19 protein-coding genes are annotated in these 20,810 nt (G+C 69.6%); 10 read left to right on the forward strand and 9 right to left on the reverse strand.

What is annotated here, in order from left to right; genetic code table 11:
- The first annotated feature begins 25 nt into the window (after nucleotides 1-25).
- The 3 genes from FKO37_RS20845 to FKO37_RS20855 are packed head-to-tail and all read left to right on the forward strand — an operon-like array spanning nucleotide 26 to nucleotide 3,940.
- Entirely contained in the window at nucleotides 26-2,677 is a 2,652-nt protein-coding gene (locus tag FKO37_RS20845) for an FtsX-like permease family protein (protein ID WP_238605486.1), read from the forward strand.
- On the forward strand, nucleotides 2,664-3,326 hold the full coding sequence (locus tag FKO37_RS20850; protein WP_037812325.1) for an ABC transporter ATP-binding protein: 663 nt from the start codon (nucleotides 2,664-2,666) through the stop codon (nucleotides 3,324-3,326). Before FKO37_RS20845 ends, FKO37_RS20850 begins: the two co-directional genes overlap by 14 nt.
- A complete protein-coding gene (locus tag FKO37_RS20855; RefSeq protein WP_238605487.1) occupies nucleotides 3,323-3,940 on the forward strand; it encodes an ABC transporter ATP-binding protein in 618 nt (205 codons plus the stop codon). Before FKO37_RS20850 ends, FKO37_RS20855 begins: the two co-directional genes overlap by 4 nt.
- Before the next feature lies 1 nt (nucleotide 3,941).
- Here FKO37_RS20855 and catC read toward each other — a convergent pair whose 3' ends face one another.
- From catC to FKO37_RS20875, 4 genes are read right to left on the reverse strand one after another with little or no spacing between them, the layout of a single operon-like run.
- On the reverse strand, nucleotides 3,942-4,220 hold the full coding sequence (gene catC / locus FKO37_RS20860) for a muconolactone Delta-isomerase (protein ID WP_037812322.1): 279 nt from the start codon (nucleotides 4,218-4,220) through the stop codon (nucleotides 3,942-3,944).
- Nucleotides 4,221-4,235: 15 nt separating this feature from the next.
- Nucleotides 4,236-5,078: a catechol 1,2-dioxygenase gene (gene catA / locus FKO37_RS20865; RefSeq protein ID WP_037812320.1), complete on the reverse strand. Its 843-nt coding sequence runs from the start codon at nucleotides 5,076-5,078 to the stop codon at nucleotides 4,236-4,238.
- 31 nt (nucleotides 5,079-5,109) lie between these two features.
- On the reverse strand, nucleotides 5,110-6,213 hold the full coding sequence (locus FKO37_RS20870) for a mandelate racemase/muconate lactonizing enzyme family protein (protein WP_037812318.1): 1,104 nt from the start codon (nucleotides 6,211-6,213) through the stop codon (nucleotides 5,110-5,112).
- Nucleotides 6,210-7,118: a LysR substrate-binding domain-containing protein gene (locus FKO37_RS20875; RefSeq protein ID WP_037812316.1), complete on the reverse strand. Its 909-nt coding sequence runs from the start codon at nucleotides 7,116-7,118 to the stop codon at nucleotides 6,210-6,212. Before FKO37_RS20875 ends, FKO37_RS20870 begins: the two co-directional genes overlap by 4 nt.
- A gap of 229 nt (nucleotides 7,119-7,347) precedes the next feature.
- Between FKO37_RS20875 and benA the strand changes: the two genes are divergently transcribed.
- The 4 genes from benA to FKO37_RS20900 are packed head-to-tail and all read left to right on the forward strand — an operon-like array spanning nucleotide 7,348 to nucleotide 14,392.
- The gene (gene benA / locus FKO37_RS20880) at nucleotides 7,348-8,718 is read left to right on the forward strand and encodes a benzoate 1,2-dioxygenase large subunit (RefSeq protein ID WP_037812314.1); all 1,371 of its coding nucleotides are present in this window, start codon (nucleotides 7,348-7,350) and stop codon (nucleotides 8,716-8,718) included.
- Nucleotides 8,715-9,224, forward strand: a complete 510-nt coding sequence (benB, locus tag FKO37_RS20885; protein WP_037812312.1) for a benzoate 1,2-dioxygenase small subunit — start codon at nucleotides 8,715-8,717, stop codon at nucleotides 9,222-9,224. Before benA ends, benB begins: the two co-directional genes overlap by 4 nt.
- Before the next feature lie 12 nt (nucleotides 9,225-9,236).
- Complete coding sequence (gene benC / locus FKO37_RS20890) at nucleotides 9,237-11,726, forward strand: benzoate 1,2-dioxygenase electron transfer component BenC (protein WP_134728624.1); 2,490 nt, start codon at nucleotides 9,237-9,239, stop codon at nucleotides 11,724-11,726.
- Between the two features lie 29 nt (nucleotides 11,727-11,755).
- Nucleotides 11,756-14,392 (forward strand): LuxR C-terminal-related transcriptional regulator, encoded by a 2,637-nt coding sequence (locus tag FKO37_RS20900; protein WP_238605488.1) that lies wholly within the window; start codon nucleotides 11,756-11,758, stop codon nucleotides 14,390-14,392.
- A gap of 596 nt (nucleotides 14,393-14,988) precedes the next feature.
- On the opposite strand, the gene FKO37_RS20905 is transcribed toward FKO37_RS20900, so the two are convergent.
- Nucleotides 14,989-15,900, reverse strand: coding sequence for a DUF5829 family protein (locus FKO37_RS20905; protein ID WP_238605489.1), 912 nt, complete (start codon nucleotides 15,898-15,900; stop codon nucleotides 14,989-14,991).
- 211 nt (nucleotides 15,901-16,111) lie between these two features.
- Between FKO37_RS20905 and FKO37_RS20910 the strand changes: the two genes are divergently transcribed.
- Complete coding sequence (locus tag FKO37_RS20910) at nucleotides 16,112-16,951, forward strand: GH25 family lysozyme (RefSeq protein ID WP_078870432.1); 840 nt, start codon at nucleotides 16,112-16,114, stop codon at nucleotides 16,949-16,951.
- Here the strand turns inward: FKO37_RS20910 and FKO37_RS20915 are convergent.
- Genes FKO37_RS20915 through FKO37_RS20925 form a run of 3 tightly spaced genes read right to left on the reverse strand, consistent with a single transcriptional unit; the run spans nucleotide 16,908 to nucleotide 19,090 of the window.
- Nucleotides 16,908-17,576, reverse strand: a complete 669-nt coding sequence (locus tag FKO37_RS20915; RefSeq protein ID WP_238605490.1) for a DUF3159 domain-containing protein — start codon at nucleotides 17,574-17,576, stop codon at nucleotides 16,908-16,910. The genes FKO37_RS20910 and FKO37_RS20915 overlap by 44 nt on opposite strands.
- Nucleotides 17,573-18,184 carry a TetR/AcrR family transcriptional regulator gene (locus FKO37_RS20920; RefSeq protein ID WP_238605491.1) on the reverse strand — a complete coding sequence of 204 codons (612 nt, stop codon included), beginning with the start codon at nucleotides 18,182-18,184 and terminating at the stop codon, nucleotides 17,573-17,575. The genes FKO37_RS20915 and FKO37_RS20920 overlap by 4 nt, the downstream gene beginning before the upstream one ends.
- Nucleotides 18,185-18,223: 39 nt before the next feature.
- Nucleotides 18,224-19,090, reverse strand: a complete 867-nt coding sequence (locus FKO37_RS20925) for a LysR family transcriptional regulator (RefSeq protein WP_238605492.1) — start codon at nucleotides 19,088-19,090, stop codon at nucleotides 18,224-18,226.
- 98 nt (nucleotides 19,091-19,188) lie between these two features.
- On the opposite strand from FKO37_RS20925, the gene FKO37_RS20930 reads away from it, so the two are divergent.
- Nucleotides 19,189-19,545, forward strand: a complete 357-nt coding sequence (locus FKO37_RS20930) for a DUF488 domain-containing protein (RefSeq protein ID WP_037812305.1) — start codon at nucleotides 19,189-19,191, stop codon at nucleotides 19,543-19,545.
- A 3-nt stretch (nucleotides 19,546-19,548) separates the two neighbouring features.
- On the opposite strand, the gene FKO37_RS20935 is transcribed toward FKO37_RS20930, so the two are convergent.
- Entirely contained in the window at nucleotides 19,549-19,881 is a 333-nt protein-coding gene (locus tag FKO37_RS20935) for a helix-turn-helix domain-containing protein (protein ID WP_134667726.1), read from the reverse strand.
- A gap of 74 nt (nucleotides 19,882-19,955) precedes the next feature.
- Here FKO37_RS20935 and FKO37_RS20940 point away from each other — a divergent pair, with 74 nt between their 5' ends.
- Entirely contained in the window at nucleotides 19,956-20,720 is a 765-nt protein-coding gene (locus tag FKO37_RS20940; RefSeq protein WP_134667727.1) for a group II truncated hemoglobin, read from the forward strand.
- The last annotated feature ends 90 nt before the right edge of the window (nucleotides 20,721-20,810 follow it).

Genomic DNA, 20,810 nt, shown 5'->3' on the forward strand with positions numbered 1-20,810 from the left:
GTCGAGATCGTGGCAGACTCGGCAGATGCGCGGGTGGGGGGCGACGCCGTGGACGCGGGCGCCGAAAACGGGGTGGCGGCAACCAGCGGTCGTCGTGGCGGCGATCGCGGCGGCGGTGCTCGTCGCGTTGCCCGCGGCGGCAGTGGCGTTGTTCCTGTCGTCGGCCGGGAACGCGACGCTGCACGACCAGATGAGCCGGGCGTGCCAGTGGGCGGTCGGCGCGGAGTGGTCCGGCGGGCTGCCGATGTCCCAGCCGTACCCGGGCGCGACCGGACCGACCGGGAAGGCGCTCGACGACGCCCGGCTCGCCGTCGCCAGGGACGCGGCTCGCGAGGTGCCGCGGCTGTCCGGCGTGCGGTCGACGCTGACCAGCAGCGCGAAGGTCAACCCGGTCCGGCCGGGCTCGCCGAACCCCGAGCAGTCCGCGATGTGGCTGGTCGCCCAGGACGATTTCGCCGCGCACCTGCAGGTGCTGGAAGGCGGCAAGGGCCAGGGGATCTGGGTGCCGAGCCAGTTCGCGCAGGCGCGCGGGCTGCACGCCGGCGACCAGGTGGCGATCCAGGGCGGCTGGAGCCCGCGGACCGGGGTGCCGCCGGGAGCGCCGGTGGCGACGATGCCGGTCGCCGCGGTGTACCGGGACCTGCGCGAGCTGCCCGACCAGCCGTTCTGGTGCCATCTGCAGCCGCTGTACCGGCCGAATCCGCTGAGCGAGGCTCCGGTCTTCCCGGTGGGATTCGTGTCGCGGGACGCGCTGTTCGGGCTGACCCCGGCCGATTCGGGCGTCGGCAGCATGCTCGAAGCCTCGGTCGACCAGAACGGGCTGACCACCGCGAACGCACCCGACACGATCGCCGGGCTGGAACGGGTGCGCGAGCGCACCGAAAACACTCCCGAACTGTTCGCGCAGCGCGGCCGGATGCAGTTCACGTCGTCGCTGGGCGGCATCGCGGACCGCGCGGACCAGGTCGAATCCTCGCTCGCCGCGACGGTCGTGCCGATCGGCGTCGCCGGGTCGCTCACCGGGCTGGTGATTTCGGCGACGGTCGGGTCGTTCTGGGTCGAACGCCGCCGGGCCGAGCTCGCGGTGCTGTCCGCGCGTGGGGCGGGGCCGGGTGCGCTGGCCGGGAAAGCGTTGCTGGAGCTGGGTTCCATCGCACTGCTCGGCACGGTCTGCGGCTGGTTCGCCGCGCGCGGGCTGGTGAGCGCGCTGGGACCGAGTCCGCTGGTGACGTCGTCCGCGCTCGGCTTTTCGATCGGCGGCGCGGCGGTGGCATTCCTGGCGACGCTCGCCGGGATCGCCGGGTCGGTCGTCTTGCGCACGCGGGCGATGTTCGACGCGCGCACGTCGCGGATCCGGCATTTGCCGTGGGAAATCCTCCCGCTGGTCGCTGCGGTGGTCTGCTACTTCGCGCTCGGCGACGGCACGCAGACCGGGCTCGGCCAGGCGGGCTCGGTCGCGCGGATCCCGCCGCGGCTGATCGTCGTGCCGTTGCTGCTGGTGCTGGGCCTGGCGATGCTGGTGACCCGGATCGTGCGGCTGACCTTGCCGCGCGTGCGTGCGGTGCGGCGGGAACGCGCGGTGGCGTTCCTGGCCTGGCGGCGGCTGGCTTCGGCGCCCGCAGCGGCAGCCGTGCTGGTCGGAGCAACCGCGGTACCGGTGGCGCTGTCGATTTTCGCGACCACCGTCACCAGTTCCGTCCAGCGCACGCTCGCCGACGAGGGACAGCTCGTGGTCGGCTCGGACGTCGTGGTGCATCTGACCGGCCCCGCCGCGATCCCGCCCGGCCTCGCCGGGCAAGCCGCGCTGGTCGACCGCTACGACTCGGCGTACCTGGGCAGCAAGACGGTGAACGTGCTCGGCGTCGACCCGGCGACGTTCGGCTCAGCCGCGTTCTGGGACGACCACCTCAGCGGGCCGACCCTGCCGGAGCTGCTGGACGAACTGGCCGGCGACAATGCGGTCGGCATCATCGCCGGGGTCCCGGACGCACCCGCGCAGGCGACGCTGAGCATCGGCGGCAAAGACCTGCCGTTGCGCGTCATCACGGTGGCGCAGCTGCCCGGGAAGAACGCCGGGTTCCCGGAACTGCTGCTGCGCAAGGATATTCTCGCCAAGTTCGCCGGAGAGAGCGTGCACCGCGAGCTGTGGGCGCGCGGCGATCCGGCGCAGGTGCTGCCGGAACTGGGTAAGGCCGGGGTTCCGGCCGGGACAGTGAGCCGCGCGACCGACGTCACCGCGCACGGCGTCTACGGCGGAGTCACTTACACCTTCGCGTTCTTGACCGCAGTGTCCGCTTTGGTCGGTGTCGTAGTCCTAGTTGGACTGTTGTTGTATCTCAACGCACGGGCTCGCGCGCGCCGCGGGGCGTATGTCCTCTTGCGACGGATGGGCATCACCTCGGGCGCGCATTGGCGAGCGCTCGCGTACGAGGTCGGCGGGTTGCTGGCTGCCGGATTCGCTTTGGGTGTTGGGTTCGCGGCCGTCGCGGTCTCGGTGACTTACGAGGGTTACGACCTCGACCCGGCGACGCCGCCCGGCACCGTGATCCCAGTGCCGTGGGGACCGGGTGGGCAATTGCTGCTCGCGGCGGTGGTCGTCGCGCTTGTCGTTACTTATGCGGCCCAACGCGCGGCTGCGCGGGCGTTGCCTTCGGAGGTGTTGCGTGACACTGCCTGATGCTGTCCGGGGTACCGGTTTGACGCACAGCTATCGCACCGCCGGTCGCTCGCTGACCGCTCTGCACGAGGTGTCGATCGCCGCCGCACACGGCCGGATCACCGCGCTGGTCGGCCCCTCTGGCTCCGGCAAATCGACCTTGCTGCGTCTCTTGGCGTGCCTGGAACGACCGGACGAGGGCCGGGTCGAGGTCGGCGGCACCGACGTCACCGCGTTGTCCGCGCGAGCGCGCCGGGCGGTGCGGCGACGGCGGATCGGTTACGTCTTCCAGAATCCCGTCGACAATCTGCTGGATTACCTTACCGTGCAAGAACATCTGGAGCTGGCCGCGAAAATGCGCGGCACGGGACTTTCCCTGGCCTTGCTGGAGCGGCTGGGTCTGGACCACCGCCGCAGCCACCGTCCGCGTCAGCTTTCCGGCGGTGAGCAGCAACGGACCGCGCTGGCTTTCGCTGCGGTTGGTGACCCGGATGCGGTGCTGGCGGACGAGCCGACTGCGCAGTTGGACCGTTCGTCGGCCGGGTTGGTGGCGGAGGCTTTTCGTGCGCTGGCGGAGTCGGGGCAGACCGTGGTTGTTGCGACGCATGATCCGGTGCTGGCCGAGGCGGCGGATGACGTGGTGGAGCTGGTGGACGGGAGAGTCCGGTGAATGCGCTGCTCAGTGTGTCCGACGTAAGCCGTTCGCACGGCGGGATGCCGGTGCTGCGGCACACGAGCCTGGAGCTGGCGGCGGGCGAACTGGTCGCGCTGACCGGTCCGTCGGGCTCGGGCAAAAGCACGCTGCTGATGATCGCGGGCGGCTGGGACAAGCCGGACAGCGGGACCGTCACCGCGCATCCGCCGATGCCGGACCTGCCGGTTTCGGAACAGCCGTGGCACGCGCTGGCTTTCGTGCCGCAGTCGATCGCGCTCTTCGAGGAGTTGACGGTCTCCGACAACCTCGCGTTCGCCGCGCGGACCGCGGTGGAGCCGCCGGATCAGTCGAAACTGCTGGAAACCCTGGACCTCGCGAAGCTGGCGGATCGGTTGCCGGGCGAGGTTTCGCGCGGGGAACAGCAACGGGGCGCGGTGGCGCGGGCTTTGGCGGCGGGACCGCTGGTGCTGCTGGCGGACGAGCCGACGTCGCATCAGGACCGTGCGCACGCCGAGATGGTGCTGACGGCTTTGCGCCGGGCAGCGGATCGCGGGACGGCGGTTGTGGTGGCGTCCCACGATCCGCTGCTGGCCGGGCACGCGGACCGGGTGGTGACGGTCGGCGAGTGAGTCAGTCCACTTTGGACGGATGCCGCGCGAGCGCGGTCACCTGGATGTCCATGTACGGGAACAGCGGCAGGTTCGACAGGATCTGGTGCAGCTCGTCGTGGTCGGCGACGTCCAGCACCGAGTAGTTCGCGTACTCCCCGGCGATCCGCCAGATGTGCGGCCATTTCCCGCTGCGCTGCAGCTGCTGGCTGTACTCCTTCTCGCGCGCGATGAGGGCGTCGCGGACCGCCGGGTCCAGGTCCGGGGGAATGCGGACGTCCATCCGCACGTGGTAAAGCATGGTTCTCCGATCGAATCAGGCCGGGTCGAGGACGAAGTTGTACTCGATCGTCTCGCCGTTGTCCGCGGGCTTCGGGTCGAGCAGCAGTTCCGGCTTCACCGCGGACGCGATGTCGTCGTCGTTGTGCTCGTCGCCCGGGAAGTACAGCTGCGCGGTGAGCAGTTCGTGGCCCGGCGCGGACACCTTGACGTGCAGGTGCGCCGGACGCCACGCGTGCCAGCCCGCCGCCGCGATCAGTTTGCCGCAGGCGCCGTCGGTCGGGATCTGGTACGGCGCGGGCCGCACGGTGTGGATTTCGAAGCGGCCCTCGTCGTCGGTGGTGAAGGTGCCGCGCAGGTTCCACTCCGGGATGTCCGGCGCGAACTGCGAGTACAGCCCGTCCGCGTCCGCATGCCACAGCTCGACCTTCGCGCCGCCCAGTGCCGCGCCGGTAGTCGAGGTGACCTGCCCGGTCCAGGTGAGCGGCGTGCCCGGCTCGTTTTCCCTCGAGGGAACCGAACCGCGCGCGCCCTGCTCGGGGGCGTCCGGCACGTAGTAGGGGCCTTCGATGGTGCCCTTGTTGCCCTTGCGGTGCTCGGTGGCGACGTCCTCGACGACATGCTCGACCCAGACGTCCAGGAACAGCGGCCATTCGCCGTCCTCGCCGACGCTGATCAGCCACGACTTGAGCGCGTTGTACTCCTCGTAGGTCACCTTGTGCTTGCGGATGGTCGCGTGCACGGCCTCCAGCACCTCGCGGGCGAGCAGGCTGACCCGTTCCTTCGGGGTGCCCGCGACGCCGGCGAGCTTGTCGCTCTTGAACCGTTCGGTGGCGTTGGCTCCGGACGCGGCGGCGGTGGGGGAATGCGTGGCAGTCATGAATCCTCCTTGATCCATCGGGGTTTCCGGCTCAGCGGTCTTGCCGGTAGTGCCGGAGCTTGCCGGGGTCGAGTGCGGCGCCGAGGCCGGCGCCGGGGCGGATGACCAGTTCGCCGTCCGCGATGCACAGCGGTTCGGCGAGCAGGTCGTCGGTCATGTCGAGGAAGTTGGACAGTTCGCCGGGACGGCGCGACGTCAGCTCGTACGCCGATCCGAACGCGACAGTGCACAGTGAACCGATCTGGCCGTCGATCTGGTTGCCCATCACGACTTCCAGCCCGAGGCCCTCCGCGAGGTGGTGCGTGCGCTGCGAACGCGTGAAGCCGGTGCGGGCGGTCTTGATGCTGATCGCGGTGGCCGACCCGCCGAGGATCTCGCGGGTCACGTCGGCCGGGGTCACCGCGGATTCGTCGGCGATGAACGGAACGTCCAATTGCGACACGAGCCAGCGGCGGCCGAGCACGTCGTCGGCGGGGCACAGTTCCTCGGCGTACAGCAGGTCGAGGTCGGCCATTTCCCGCATCGCGCGGGCGGATTCCGCGGCCGTCCAGCCCCGGTTGCCGTCCACGTACAGGTCGACCTCGGCGCCGAAGCGCTCCCGCAACGCGCGAACGACCGCGGTGTCAAGGGAAACCGGACGACGGCCGACCTTCACCTTGAACGTCGTGATGCCGTAGCTGTCGCGAATCCGTTCCGCCTCGGCGACCATCGCGGCAGGCTCGTCGAAGCCGAGCATGTGCGACACCTTCATGCGATCGGTGTAGCCGCCGAGCAGTTCGGTGACCGAGACGTCGAGGCTTTGCCCGAGCGCGTCCCAGATCGCCATGTCCACAGCGGACTTCGCGGCCGGGTTGCCGACCGTGCGCCCGAGCCGCGCGTGCACGGTCTCGCGTTCGAGCAGGCTCAGGCCCACTACCTGAGGGGCGAACACGGTCTCGATGACGGCCACGATCCCGGCTTGCGTCTCGCCGTAGGTGAACGGCCGGGGCGGTGCCTCGGCAACGCCGACCACGCCGTCGTCGGTGTGCACGCGGACCAGCACGTGCTCGGCCGTGTGCACTTCGCCGGAAGCGAAACGCAGCGGTTTGCGGTAGGGGATGGCGAACGGGATCGCCTCCACCCGGGTGATCTTCATCGTGTCCTCCCTGACACGGGCACTTCGACGGGGAACAGCTCGCCGAGCGCGTCGAGCACGGCCGGGACCAGTGCCGAGGCCCGGTCGCGGTGCCAGGCGAGCGCGAGCTGGACGGTGGCCGCCCCGGCGAGGTCGCGGAACACGACCCCGGCCAGCGGCAGCGCCCGCGCGGACGCGGGGACGACGCCGACGCCGAGACCGCCGGCGACGAGCGCGAGCAGCACCGCGGTGCCGGCCGCTTCGTGCTCGCGTTGCGGGGTGAATCCGGCGTCGCGGCAACTGCGCAGGACCGCTTCGTTGACGACGGAATAGCTGGCCGGATAGGTGACGAAAGCTTCGGCGCGCAGATCGCTCATCGCCACGACCGGTTCCACCGCGAGCCGGTGGTCGGCCGGGACGGCGAGCACGAGCGGCTCGGTCTCGACGATGCGCAGGTCGAGGTCTCCGCCGGTGACCGGCGGACGCAGCACGCCGATGTCGAGGGTGCCGTCGCGCAGCTGTTCGCACTGCTCGCCGGTGAGCAGGTCGGCGTGCACCTCGAGTTCGACCTCGGGCAGCCGGTGCTGCAGCGCGCGGGCGACCTGCGGCAGGTGCGACAGCGCGGCGGTGCCGGTGAAGCCGATCCGGGCGAGGCCGCGGCGGCCGTCGGCGATGCGCCGGGCTCCGCGCGCGCCCGCCTCGACGGCGTCCAGGATCCGCTGGGCCTCGGCCAGGAAGAACCGGCCCGCCGGGGTGACCTGCACCTGCCGCGTCGTGCGGCTGAGCAGGGCGACGCCGAGCTCGTCCTCCAGCTGCCGGATCGCGTGGGAAAGCGCGGGCTGGGCGAGGTGCAGGCGTTCGGCGGCGCGGCCGAAGTGGCAGGTCTCGGCGACGGCGGCGAAGTACCGCAGGTGGCGCAGTTCCATCGGGCTGCCTCCTCACCGGCTCCTCGCGTGGTCCCGCTCACCGTAAGTTCCGGCATTGAGTGAAGACAAGGAGCGATTTACGTGCGATTGATAAACGGAATCGAATAATCACACCCTAGGTCAGGACTGGGTCTTGCCCTGGTGTGGCGGCGGCCACGGGCTGGCACAGTGCGGTCAACGCCCTGCTGGGGAGCCGATCAGTGCAGATCAGAGGCCCGTTGGAGGAGTCATGACCGAGACGCTGGACCACGCCGCTTCCGTAGTCGCGGACGCGGTGGTGGAGGACCCGGAGGCGGGCGTCTACCGCGCGAACCGCCGGATCTTCACCGACGAGGAGATCTTCGAACTCGAGATGAAGCACATCTTCGAGGGCAACTGGATCTACCTCGCGCACGAGAGCCAGCTGCCGAACCCCGGCGACTACTTCACCACCACGATCGGCCGCCAGCCCGTCGTCGTCACCCGCGACAAGGCAGGCGAGCTGCACTGCCTGATCAACGCCTGCGCGCACCGCGGCGCGATGATCTGCCGGCGCAAACGCGACAACCGGCCGACGCTGACCTGCCCGTTCCACGGCTGGACTTTCCGCAACGACGGCAAGCTGCTCAAGGTCAAGGACCCGGACGGCGCCGGCTACCCGGAGTCGTTCGACACCGGCGGTTCGCACGACCTGACGAAGGTCGCCCGCTTCGAGTCCTACCGCGGGTTCCTGTTCGGCAGCCTCAACCCGGACGTGCTGCCGCTGACCGAGCATCTCGGCGACGCCACGAAGGTGATCGACATGCTCGTGGACCAGTCGCCGGAGGGGCTTGAAGTACTGCGCGGGGCCTCCACGTATACCTACGACGGCAACTGGAAGGTCCAGGCGGAAAACGGCGCGGACGGCTACCACGTCACCGCGACGCACTGGAATTACGCGGCCACCACGGCCCGGCGCAACACCGGCGAATCGGCGAACGACACCAAGACCCTCGACGCCGGGTCGTGGGGCAAGTCCGGCGGCGGCTACTGGTCGTTCCCGCACGGGCACCTGTGCCTGTGGACCTGGGCGGGCAACCCGCAGGACCGGCCGCTGTGGCCGCGGATGGCGGAGCTGAAGGAGCGCTACGGCGACGCCAAGGGCGAGTTCATGGTGCGCGGGTCCCGGAACCTGTGCGTGTATCCCAACGTGTACCTGATGGACCAGTTCTCGACGCAGATCCGGCATTTCCGCCCGATCGCGCCGGACAAGACCGAGGTCACCATTTACTGCATCGCACCGAAGGGCGAGAGCGCCGAATCGCGGGCGTGGCGGATCCGGCAGTACGAGGACTTCTTCAACGCCTCGGGCATGGCGACGCCGGACGACCTGGAGGAATTCCGGTCCTGCCAGCTCACCTTCCGCGCGACGGCCGCGCCGTGGAACGACATGAGCCGCGGCGCGCAGCACTGGCTCACCGGACCGGACGAGGTCGCGTCGTCGCTCGGGCTGGACGGGGTCGTGTCGGCCGGGCAGAAGAACGAGGACGAGGGCCTTTATCCGGTGCAGCACGGGTATTGGCAGGAAACCATGCGCGCGGCGATCGCCCGCGAGCAGGCCGTTCGAGGAGAAGCCCGATGACCGCCGCCGCCGAGAAGACCATCACCCAGCACGACGTCGAACAGTTCCTCTACCGCGAGGCGCGGTACCTGGACGACCGCGAGTTCGAGAAGTGGCTGGACTGCTACGCCGACGACGTCGTGTACTGGATGCCGTCCTGGGGCGACGACGATCTGCTCACCGAGGACCCGCAGCGCGACATTTCGCTGATCTACTACCCGAACAAGGGCGGGCTCGAGGACCGGGTGTTCCGGATCCGCACCGAACGCTCGAGCGCGACGTCCCTTCCGGAACCGCGGACGAGCCACAACATCACCAATGTCGAACTGATCGAGCGGCACGGCGATCTGGTGGACGTGCGGTTCAACTGGCACACGATGTATTTCCGGTACAACACGGTCGACCCGTATTACGGGACTTCGTTCTACACCGTCGATTTCTCCGGGCCGTCGCCGCTGATCCGGCGGAAGACCGTGGTGCTCAAGAACGATTACATCCACCACGTCGTCGACGTGTACCACTTCTGAGCGGAGGCGGTCATGAACCACCGGATCGCTCTGTCCTTCGAGGACGGCGTCACTCGCTTCGTCACCTGTGCGGCGGACCAGACGGTCGCGGACGCGTCGTACCGGCAGCGCATCAACATTCCGCTCGACTGCCGCGACGGCGCGTGCGGAACCTGCAAGGCGTTCTGCGAATCGGGGGAGTACGAGGGCGGGTCTTATCTCGAAGACGCGTTGAGCGCGGACGAGGCGGAGCGCGGCTATGTCCTGCCGTGCAGCATGAAGCCGAAGTCCGATCTGGTGCTGCAGATCGCGAGCACGTCGGCGGTCGCGAAGACGCAGGCCGCCGAGCATCACGGAACTCTCGTCGCGCTGGAACGGCTTTCGCCGACGACGATGTCGCTGACCGTCGAGATCAGCGATCGGGACCGGCTCGCGTTTCTGCCGGGCCAGTACGTGAACATCACTGTCCCGGGGACCGAGGTGACGCGGTCGTATTCGTTCAGCAACGCGCCGGACGACAAGCGGCTGACCTTTCTGGTGAAGCTCACGCCGGGCGGCGTCATGTCGGATTACCTGACCGGGCGGGCGAAATCCGGCGACGAATTGACCTTCACCGGCCCGCACGGGAGTTTCTTCCTGCGCGAGACGGACCGGCCGGTGCTGCTGCTGGCCGGAGGCACCGGGCTCGCGCCGATTCTGTCCATTGTGCGTACTATGCGCGATTCCGGCGTGGCTCGGCCGGCGCATCTCGTGTACGGCGTCAGCACCGACGACGACCTGGTCGAGACGGCGACGCTGGACAAGCTCGCCGCCGAGGTTCCGGGCCTGACCTGGGACTACTGCGTGTCGGATCCGGGGAGCGCCGCGCCGAACAAGGGTTACGTGACCACGCTGATCCGGGACGAACACCTGCACGGCGGGGATGTCGCGGTGTACTTGTGCGGCCCGCCGCCGATGGTGGAGGCGGTGCGCGGGCATTTCGCGTCCGCCGGGTTCGAGCCGACCGGGTTCTACTACGAGAAGTTCGCGCTGGCGGCACCAGTTCGAGCGCCTGAGATCCCAGTCGAGCCGGTTGCCACGGCACTGCCGGAACCTGAACCGGAGCTGGAGTTCGTCGCGGGCCGCGCACTGGCCGGGCAGGAGCTGTTCCCGGAGGTCGAATTGGCCCCGCTGCGGGCCGGAGCGGTGTTGTCCGCTGCGGAAGAAGCGCGGGTCGCGCGCACGATCGCGGGCCAGGAAATGCTGCCCGCGGCCGATGAAACGCCGGGCGAGTACGAAATCGGCGAGGAGCACCCCTCGGTGCACGAATCGGACGCCGTTTTCGAGGCCAGGCAAGCCCTCGAGCTGGGTGCGCTCGAACTGACCATCGGACGGCTGACCTCGGGCCAGCTCGCCGGGTACCGGCTGCTCGCCGAGTCGACCGTGCCCTATGTGGACGGCGACCGGTTCCTGGACGCTGCCGCCTACACCGAAACCAACGCGGCGTTCCACGACTACCTGTTCACGCTCACCGGCAACGAGCACCTGCTGCAGGCATATCAGGCGCTCGGCGTGAAGGGGCACATGGCCGAGACGCTGCGCAACGCGACCTGGTGCCATCCGCGATGCACGCAAGACCACCTGGACCTGGTCGCCGCGTTCGAATCCGGGGACCGGGCGACCGCGCGACGGCTGGTCGCCGAGCACGCGGAACGGTCGAAGGTCACCACCCGGCGGGCGATGGGCGGCGCGGCGGCGGGACCGAAATTCCTGTCGCCGGGGCGGTTCGCGGGCAAGGTCGTGGTGGTCACCGGGGCCGCGCAGGGGATCGGCGAGGCGACCGCCCGGCGGATCGCCGCGGAGGGCGGCGCGCTGGTGCTCGCCGACCGGTCCGGCCTGGTCAGCGGCCTTGCTGACGAGCTTCCCGAAGCCGCCGCGGTGGTCGCCGACCTGGAGACCTGGGCCGGCGCGCAGGCGGTCGTGGAAGCCGCGCTGGCTCGGTTCGGCCGGATCGACGTGCTGGTGAACAACGTCGGCGGCGCGCTGCGGTTCAAGCCGTTCACCGAGTTCGGCCCGGACGAGATCGAGGCCGAACTGCGCCGGTCCTTGCTGACCACGCTGTTCTCCTGCCGGGCCGCGCTGCCGTCGATGGCGCAGCGGGGCGGCGGGGTGATCGTGAACGTGTCGTCGGCGGCCACCCGGGGCATCCACCGGATCCCGTATTCGGCGGCGAAGGGCGGGATCAACGCGCTGACGGCGTCGCTGGCGTTCGAGTACGCCGACGCGGGCATCCGTGTGGTCGCGACCGCGCCGGGCGGCACCGAGGCCCCGCCGCGGCGGATCCCGCGCGGCGGCCCCGATCCGGCCACTGACCAGGAACGGGAGTGGTTCCAGGCGCACATCGACCAGACTGTCGGGTCGTCATTGCTCAAGCGGTACGGCACCCTGGACGAGCAGGCCGCGGCGATCGCGTTCCTGGCCTCGGACGAGGCCTCGTACGTCACCGGCACCGTCCTGCCCGTGGCCGGGGGCGATCCCGGCTGACGGAGGCATTCGGCGAAGCGGGGAGGACCGTGACGACCGCGGCGGAGGAGCTGGCCGGCCTGCTGTCCCGGGCCGGACGCGCGGTGCTGCTGTGCGGTCCGGCCGGGTCCGGGCGCACCACGCTGGCGCGGCGGGCCGCCGACGCGTTCCCCGGCCCGGTGCTCCAGGGGACCGCGGCCGAATGGGAGAGCGACAGCGCGTTCGCCGTGCTGCGGCAGCTGTTCCCGGACCTGCCGACCGACGGCGGGCCGCTGCCGCTTGCCAGCCGGATCGCGGCGGAGCTGGTGCCCGGGACGTTGCTGGTGATCGACGACGCGCAACTGGCCGATGTGGACTCCGTGCGGACGCTGTCGTCGTTGCTGCGACGCCATCCGGCGACGCGGGCGACGGTCCTGCTCACTGTCGCGACCGGCGATTCTCGCGCTCGTGCGGACGTTCTGGAGCTGCTTGCCCGGATGTCCGGCGACGAGGTGCGCGTTCCGCCGCTTGACGCCGCGGAAGTGTCCGAATTGGCCTCGGCGCGCGGCATCGCCTTGCACCCGACGATGGCTGAACGATTGTGCCGCCACACTCTTGGCCGGCCGCGCAATGTCGTGCAGCTGCTGACCGAAGTTCCGCGTACGACGTGGGCGGGGTTCGATCCGAATCTGCCCGCACCGGCCGCGGTCGCCGCTTCGGTCCGCGAACGGGTCTCGCGGCTTTCCCCTGCGGCGGAACGGTTTGTCGCGGCCGCCGCGGTGCTCGGCACTGGTGCGGCGGTGCGGTCGGTGGCGTCGCTGGCCGATCTCGACGGCGATCCGTTGCCGGTGCTGGACGAGGCGTGTGCGGCGCGGCTGGTCGAACTCGCGCCGCGCGGACTCGCCGAGGTGGGGCCGCCGGATCCGATGGTTCGCGCGGCGGTGCTCGCCGGGCTGGGTCCGGAACGACGGTCGAAGCTGCAGCGGCGGGCGGCGGAACTGGTCGAGGATCCGGCGCGGAGCTTGCGATTGCTGGTCGCAGCCAGCCCGGTGCCGGACGCGAGTGTCGCGGATCGGCTCGACGCGCTGGCGGTCGAGCGGGCCGCGGCCGGGGCGTGGGGGACGGCCGCGGTGCTGCTCAATGACGCCGGGCGGCTTACCGAGGATGCCGAGCTGCGCCAGGCCCGGATCACCCGGGCTGTCGATGCGCTGATCGGTGCTGGCGATGTGTTCAGGGCGGCTGCGCTGGCTCCGGAAGTCGAGAGCGTGCGCGAGACGCCGCTGCGGGACGCGGTGCTGGGTTATCTGGCGGTGGTGCGGGGTCGAGCCACGGAAGCTGGCGGACGGCTGAGCCGGGCGTGGGATATCGTCAACGCCTCGCGGGATCCGGAGACGGCCGCGTTGATATGTCAGCGGTACGTGCTTGACGCGCTTTGCCGATACTCGGCAGAGGATCTCGTGCGGTGGGCGGATCGTGCTCTAGAGCTGGCCGTGCCGGAGACCCCGGCCGCGGTGGAGGCGGCGGCGATCCGGGGTCTGGGGCTCGCTGCTTCGGGGCGGGCTAAGCAGGCTCGGCGGGATTACGCACAATTGGCCGAGCGGATCCGGCATGGTGCGCAGGCGCAGCGGATCGTGATGGCGCGAGGATGGCTGAACCTGCTCACCGATCGGATCGACGACGCCCGGGTGGATTTGGAAAGTGCTGTGCCCACTAGTTATTTGGGTGGTTCGGCGCGGATTTCCTTGTGGGCGCAGGCTTGGCTGGCGCGGACGTTGTTCCTGAGCGGGGAATGGGACGACGCTCTGCGGGTGGTTCGGGAAGCACTCGTGCTGGTAGACCGGACGGGAATTGTGCTTACCGCGCCTTTGCTGCATTGGACTTCCGCCGCGGTGCATGCGTTGCGCGGGGATCAGGCGCGGGCGGAGGAGGCGTTGCTGGCTTGTGCTTCCGGGCCGCAGGATTACGAGATCATGCGGGTTCCTGCTTTGCTGGCCCGGGCGCAGGTCGCGGAGGCAGCGGCGGATTCTGCTGGGGTGTTGCGGGCATTGCATCCGTTGACTCGGTTGTCGTTGCCGACTTCGGTGGATGAGCCGGGGCATTGGCCTTGGCATGATCTGTACGCGCATGCCTTGGTCCTTAGTGGACGGTCTGACGAGGCGGATGCCTTTCTGGCTCCGCATGAGCGGGCAGCCGGGAAGCGGGAGCATGCTTCGGCTCGGGCTCGGCTTGCTGCCGCGCGGGGGCGGCTGCTGGGGGCGCGGAATGATCATGTCGGGGCGGTGGTGGCGTTTGATGCTGCGGTGGAGATGATTTCGGGATTGCCGTTGCGGTATGACCAGGCTCGGATCGCGTTCGCTTACGGACAGACGTTGCGGCGGTTGGGGCGGCGGGCTCGGGCGGATACGCAACTGGTTGCTGCTCGGGACGGGTTCGCTTCTCTGGGGGCGGTTACGTATGTGGCTCGGTGTGAGCGGGAGTTGCGGGCTGGCGGGGTGCATTTGCCGCGGGGCGGGGTGGACTCGTTGACGCCGCAGGAGGAAGCGGTGGCGCGGATGGTGGCTCGGGGGCAGTCGAATCGGGAGGTGGCTGCGGAGTTGTTTTTGTCGGTGAAGACTGTGCAGTATCACTTGACGCGGATTTACGCGAAGCTGGGGATTCGGGGGCGTACTGAGTTGGCTGTGTTGCGGTCTGGGGAGGAGGACGGGTGACTGCTCGTCGCCTGGCGGCGACATCGGCTTTTGGTTGCGTGGGGCACCCCGAAGCTTGATTGTGCTGACGGTTCGGGGGTGCTTGTCAAGGCGGGAAAGATGCCTTGACAAGCACCCCCGAACCGCAGGGGAGCTTCGTATCGGGGTGCGGGGGAGGGCTGGGTGCCCTCGATGGGTGCATCGGTTCCGGTGTGCGCTAGCGCCCCCAACGAGACCTTCTCAGTCGCTGGGGTGCATGGGCTTCGGTCCGGCCGATGCGCAGCAACGGCCGGACTGCGTGGCTTCTCCTCTCCCGCTGACTTCTGCGAGGGGAACCGCCCGGCGGCTCGTCGGCCGGTTCTCCGCCGCGCCCTGACAAACACCGTTACCGCGAACCCACCGCACACCGCGCTCCGGTGAAGACCCCGATGTGGCATTGGGTGCGTCAGATGCACCCAATGTGGCGTTCGTTGCGTCCCATGCACCCAATGCCACATTGGGGCGCACCCCGGCGGCGGGGCGGGGCGGTCCGTGAAGGGGCCCCTCACAACTCGGTAGCGCTCGTGAGGGGACCCCTGAAGGAAGCTGCTTCCCTCAGGCGTCCCCTCACGTACGGGTCAGCTACGGATAGCGAAGGTCCAGCGAGCGTGCGCACCTGGGCCGACAGTGAGAGTCGAGTGCCCCAGCTGCTCGACGTGCCGCGTGCCAGCGGGGCCGTTCAAAGCCAGGTCGAGTTGGCGCAAACCGACTTGGTCTGCGGTTACCGTGTCGAAGCGGATGGTGGTCATGCCGTCGAAAGCCACGGCGCCGGTGGGGAGCTGGCGTACGGTCATTCCTCCGGCGCGCAGCAGGGGCAGGGTGTTGCCCAGGTCGCGCGCGGTGATACCCAGGCGGATGCCGGTGACGTCGCGCATCTGGTGGTTGCGGTAGTCGTCCGGCAAGTACCGGTTGCGGCTGATGTCGCCGGGGTATTGCGCGGGGCCGGTGTTGCTGCGCGGGTCCGCGAAGTACTCCTCGCGGTATTCCATGCCCCAGGCACCGAAGGTGTCGTACTGGTCGGTGGTGAAGACTCCGTTGAACCACGGGACCGGCTTGCCGTCGCCGAAGTCGCGGGTTTGCAGGAATTCCAGCGGGTTCGCGATGCCCGCGTCGTGCAGGCGCTGGACCACTGTGGACAGTTGTCCGGTGTGTTCGACCGAGACTCCCAGGCCCGCCGAACCGAGGTCGCCGTCCTTGCCGGGGACGTCGCCGACACCGAAGAGTTCCACGTAGGTTTCCCGGCCCATCAGGTACCGGCCGGTCCATTTTTCGCTGCCCGCGCCCGTGGTGGTGCGGACCTGGAAGTTCGCGAAGTCCTTGAGATAGGCCGAATGCTCGATGGCGTCGGCGGTCTCGCGGTCGAGGACGCCGTAGCCGTGGTTGAAGTGCAGCAAGGTCTGCTCGCTCGCGTGTGCGGTGCCGGTCGCGGCCAGGGTCAGGAGCACGACCAGGAGCTGGAGGATCGTCCGGGTTCTTCGAGGTTTCGACATGGCCGAGGAGAGTAAGGCGGCGGCGGCCGGACGGCGGCGTTTTCGTGGAACTCGACCGCAACGGCCTACTGAGAATGTCTTTCTCGTTGTCCGGTCAAGTGGAAATTAGTTCACTTGGAGCAGTGACAGTGCATCACATTTAGTAACAGAATCAGGTCCTCGTGCCACCTGATCGGGTGGCACGTCGCGAGGGCATCCGAAAGGACCTGTCATGACCACTCACCACTGGGGACCCGCCGGGAGGGCGCGCCGCCGCCTGACCGGTGCGGTGCTCGCCGCGGCTGCCGCCCTGCTCGTGGCGACCGCGCCGGACGCTGGGGCCGCACCTGCCGCGGCCTCGGGCACCTCGGCCGAGACTCCGGACAACCACCAGATGGGCGCCTCCATCCGGGCGCACGAAGGAGGCGGCACGGGGGTCGCGCCGGCGTCGGTCGAGGCGACCACGTCGGGCATCGACGTGAGCAGCTACCAAGGGGCGGTCGACTGGCAGTCCTATTGGAACCAGGGCAAACGGTTCGCCTACGTGAAGGCGACCGAGGGCACCGGCTACCAGAACCCGGACTTCACCCAGCAATACAACGGTTCGTACAACGTCGGCATGATCCGCGGCGCGTACCACTACGGCCGCCCCGACCTTTCCGGCGGCGCGGCGCAGGCCGACTACTTCGTCGCGCACGGCGGCGGCTGGTCGAAGGACGGCAAGACCCTGCCGGGCACGCTCGACATCGAATGGGGACCCAACTCCGCCTGCTACGGGCTGAGCCAGTCCGCGATGGTGTCGTGGATCAAGGCGTTCAGCGACGAGTACCACGCGAAGACGTCGCGCTGGCCGGTGATCTACACGGCCACCAGCTGGTGGACCCAGTGCACCGGCAACAAGGGCGACTTCAGCTCGACCAACCCGCTGTGGGTGGCGGCGTACTCGTCATCGCCGGGCGCGCTGCCGTACAACTGGGGCTTCTACACCTTCTGGCAGTACACCTCGACGCCGCTCGACCAGGACTACTTCAGCGCGGGCATCGACCGGCTGAAGGTGCTGGCCACCGGCTGAACCGGGCCCGTTCGGGAGTCCGGTCCGGCCGGGCTCCCGGACGGGGCCGTGCCCAGGCGAGGACCGCCAGCCCGGCCAGCGTGCCCGGCAGTCCGGTCGCGACTTTGGCCGCGACCAACCAGGCGTTCGCCGGGTCGAGGCTGAGCAGGCCGGTCACCGCCGCCCGGACGAGAAAGCCCGCGGCGAGGATCGCGGTCGCGACCGTGAACCGGCGGCGGGCGGCGCGTTCGGTCCCGGCGCGGCCGACCGCCGCCCAGCCGATTCCGACGAGCGGCCGCCGCACGACGATCGACCCGGCCAGCACCAGCGCGGCCAGCAGGTACCAGACGAGGTCGGGCAGGAAAAGCCCGCCGCCGGATCCGGTCTGCCACGCGATGAACCCGGCGATGCCGACGCCGACCAGCCCGCCGAACGCCGGTCCCTTCGGATCTCCGCGCCGGATCCGGACCGCTGCGAGCACGGCAGCGAGAGCAGCCGCGGCGCCGACCGCGATTCCGGTACCAGCGACGGCGTTGAGCGGCGCGAGGACCGCCGAGGGGATCGCGGACAGGACGATCCCGGACGGTGTGTCGATCCGCGGTTTCGGCGCGGGATTCGGTTTCCTGCCAAGGAAACGCCGCTTCACTGCAGCGCTCCCGCCACTGACCGCGCCGCCTGGTCCGGGGCGTCGCCGTACCCGATCGCCAGCCGCACCAGCAGATCCGCCAGCGCCGCCCGCCCCGCGGCCTCGGGCAACGCGCCGCTGAGCGCCATCGTCGCCAGCCCGTGCTGCGTGCTCCACACCTGAGCCGCGCACATTTCCGTCTGCTCCGCGGGCACGCCGGGAAACCGGCCGGACCCCACCGCCTGGTCGAGAAGCTTCCGCAGCAGCAAGAAACAGGCCTCGCCCGCACGGTCGTCGTCCAGCGGACGGTCGACGAACATCGCCCGGTACAGGTGCGGTTCGGCCATTCCGAACCGGAAAAACGCCGCCACCGCCGCGGCGAGGGCGGTCACCGGGTCCTCGGCGGGCGGGTCCATCGTCTCTTCGAGCCGGCGAAAGCCCTCCAGCCGCACCTCCCGGCGCAACTGCTCGACGCTGCCGAAGTAGGTGTAGACCGCTGTCGTTGACACGCCCAGCTCGCGGGCCAGCCGCCGAGTCGACAAGGCTGGACCGCCTTCCTCGGCCAGCACCTGGGCGGCCGTCGCCAGAAGGCTTTCGCGAAGCGCTGCATCACGCTGTCTCGGGCTCACATCCCCGATAGTAAAACGGCGTTGCGTAACAGTGCAACACTAAAACTTCGCCAGCACCTCCATGACCGCGCCGACGATCCGCCGGGTCTGCGGCTGGCACGCCGCCCACGTCGTCAGCGGGACGCCCGGCTCGACCAGCTCGCTCCAGGCCCACTCGGGCAGCATCCGGTTCGCGCTGGGGCGGCTGAGCAGCACCGCGTCCGCCTCGACCGCCTCCGCGCAGGCCAGCGCGTTCTCGTTGAACCGCGCGAGCCGCCAGTTCGGCGACACTCCAAGCCCGTGCGCCGCGGCGAGCATCTGGTCGTGCCCGGCTGGGACCTGCGCCCGCGAATGCGCCAGCACCCGGACGTCGTCGAGATCCCGCAGCCGGCACTGCGCGCGTCCGAAAAGCTTGTGACCAGGCCGGATCGCGACGCCGAAGGGATGTTCGAACAACAACCGCCCATGCAGCGTCGACGGCGGGTTCTGGTGGATCAGCCCGATGTCGATCCGCCCCTCGCTGAGCATTCGCAGCTGCTCGGTGCTGCTGGCGTCCAAAAACGACAGTGCGGCGTCCGGCACTTGACGGCGGATTTCCGCGAGCGCCGCGAGCACCCAGTCCTGCGGAATCCCGGGCGGCAACGCGATCTCGACCTGCTCCTTGACCGGAGCCGCAGACCGCGTGACCTCCCGTGTCGCGTCCGCGAGCCGCAGCAACTGCCGCGCGTGCTCGTGCAACGCCCGGCCGGCGACCGTCGCCTGCACGCCCGTCGGCACGCGGTCGAACAACGGCGTCCCGAGTTCGCGTTCGAGGACCCGGATCTGCCTGGTCAGCGCGGGCTGCGACATCAGCAGCAACCCGGCCGCCCGGCTGATCGACCCCTCGGTGAACACGGCCACGAAGTACCGCAGCTGACGCAGTTCCATACCCTGGGGTTATACCCCCTTCGTTTGCGCCGCGGCGGCTGCCGGCGGACGCTGGGTGGCGACGGGAACCGCTGACACCGGAAGGAGCCGCTGCCCCGATGAGCAAACGCCAAGTCCAGGTACGCCGGGTCTACGACGCCCCGGAATCCAGCGACGGCGCGCGGGTCCTGGTCGACCGGCTGTGGCCGCGCGGGCTGAGCAAGGACCGCGCGCATCTGGACGACTGGCTCAAGCAGATCTCCCCGTCGACGGACCTGCGCAAGTGGTACTCCCACGACCCCGACCGCTACGACGAATTCGCCGAACGCTACCGCTCGGAACTGGAAGAACCGGAACGCGCGGAAGCCTTGGACCAGTTGCGCGCACTGGCGAAAAAGGGCCCGCTGACTCTCTTGACCGCGACCAAACGCAGCGACATCAGCGAAGCGGCGGTCCTGGCCGACCTGCTCAGCTAGCGTTCAGCCGCCGACCTGGATACCGTTGCGCTCGGCATACCGGCTGCCCCATTCGTACAACGCGGTCAGCGCCGGGCGCAGTTCGTCGCCTTCGGGGGTCAGCCGGTACTCGACCGTCGGCACCCGGCCGCCCACCTCGGTCCGGTCCACCAGCCCGGCCGCGGCCAGCTCCCGCAGCTGTTCGGTGAGCACCTTCTCGGTGATCGACGGAATGGCCCGGCGCAGCTGGCCGTAGCGGTGCGGGCCTTCCTTGAGCCGCGCCAGGATCACCGGCTTCCACTTCCCGCCCATGACGTCGACGGCCAGCTCGACCGCACAGGAGTAGCGCGCTTTCATCCCTCCATCATCGCCTAGTACGCACCGGAAAGTGCGTACCAGGCGCGCGGCCGGGCGCGTGCTTGGGTGATCCGGTGATCATCGAGTACATCCGGTACCGCATCCCGGACGGCGGGCACGCGGACTTCGAAGCCGCCTACCGCCGCGCGGCCAAGTCGCTCGCCGCGGCGGAACAGTGTCACGAGTACGAACTCTCGCACGCCGTCGACGAGCCGGGTAGCTATGTCCTCCGTATCGTCTGGACCTCCGCCGAGGCCCACCTCAAGGGCTTCCGCGGCGGCCCTCATTTCGCCGCGTTCTTCGCCGAGATCCGGCCCTATGTCGAGCAGATCGAAGAGATGCGGCATTACGAACGCACCGAAGTGACCGGCCCGGGCGGTGCGGTGCCGACGCTCTATGAGTGGGCAGGCGGAGCGCCCGCGCTAGCCAGGCTGACTGAGGCGTTCTACGCGAAAGTGCCCGAGGACGACCTGCTGGCCGAGGTGTTCGCGGGGATGAGCCCGTCGCACCCTGCCCACGTGGCGGTTTGGCTAGGCGAGGTATTCGGCGGCCCGCCCGCGTACACCGAGCGACACGGCGGACACGCGCACATGATCTCCAGGCACACCGGCCGCGCGATCACCGAACCGCAGCGACGCCGGTGGGTTTCGCTGCTCCTGGCCACCGCGGACGAGGTCGGGTTGCCTAATGACCCGGAGTTCCGCGCCGCGCTCGCGGGATATTTGGAGTGGGGCAGCAGGCTCGCGGTGGTGTTCTCCGCCCCGGACGCCGGGCCGGTGGGCGACCAGCCGGTGCCCCGGTGGGGCTGGGGGTCGGCTCCTCCGTGGAGCGGGAGCTGAATCCGAGTTATCCCTTGCGGGGATGAGAAGTGCCGCACAGCCAGAAACGACATCACGGGTACCGTAAACTGCGGGCATTCCACAGTAGAC

Origin of the sequence: Amycolatopsis sp. Poz14 (assembly GCF_006704225.1) — a bacterium.
Taxonomy (GTDB): domain Bacteria; phylum Actinomycetota; class Actinomycetes; order Mycobacteriales; family Pseudonocardiaceae; genus Amycolatopsis; species Amycolatopsis nivea.

Coding starts and splice junctions, on each gene's coding strand:
- FKO37_RS20845 (WP_238605486.1), top strand. CDS start 26: ATGCGCGGGTGGGGGGCGACGCCGTGGACGCGGGCGCCGAAAACGGGG.
- catC (WP_037812322.1), bottom strand. CDS start 4,220: ATGCTTTACCACGTGCGGATGGACGTCCGCATTCCCCCGGACCTGGAC.
- catA (WP_037812320.1), bottom strand. CDS start 5,078: ATGACTGCCACGCATTCCCCCACCGCCGCCGCGTCCGGAGCCAACGCC.
- FKO37_RS20870 (WP_037812318.1), bottom strand. CDS start 6,213: ATGAAGATCACCCGGGTGGAGGCGATCCCGTTCGCCATCCCCTACCGC.
- FKO37_RS20875 (WP_037812316.1), bottom strand. CDS start 7,118: ATGGAACTGCGCCACCTGCGGTACTTCGCCGCCGTCGCCGAGACCTGC.
- benA (WP_037812314.1), top strand. CDS start 7,348: ATGACCGAGACGCTGGACCACGCCGCTTCCGTAGTCGCGGACGCGGTG.
- benB (WP_037812312.1), top strand. CDS start 8,715: ATGACCGCCGCCGCCGAGAAGACCATCACCCAGCACGACGTCGAACAG.
- benC (WP_134728624.1), top strand. CDS start 9,237: ATGAACCACCGGATCGCTCTGTCCTTCGAGGACGGCGTCACTCGCTTC.
- FKO37_RS20905 (WP_238605489.1), bottom strand. CDS start 15,900: ATGTCGAAACCTCGAAGAACCCGGACGATCCTCCAGCTCCTGGTCGTG.
- FKO37_RS20910 (WP_078870432.1), top strand. CDS start 16,112: ATGACCACTCACCACTGGGGACCCGCCGGGAGGGCGCGCCGCCGCCTG.
- FKO37_RS20925 (WP_238605492.1), bottom strand. CDS start 19,090: ATGGAACTGCGTCAGCTGCGGTACTTCGTGGCCGTGTTCACCGAGGGG.
- FKO37_RS20930 (WP_037812305.1), top strand. CDS start 19,189: ATGAGCAAACGCCAAGTCCAGGTACGCCGGGTCTACGACGCCCCGGAA.
- FKO37_RS20935 (WP_134667726.1), bottom strand. CDS start 19,881: ATGAAAGCGCGCTACTCCTGTGCGGTCGAGCTGGCCGTCGACGTCATG.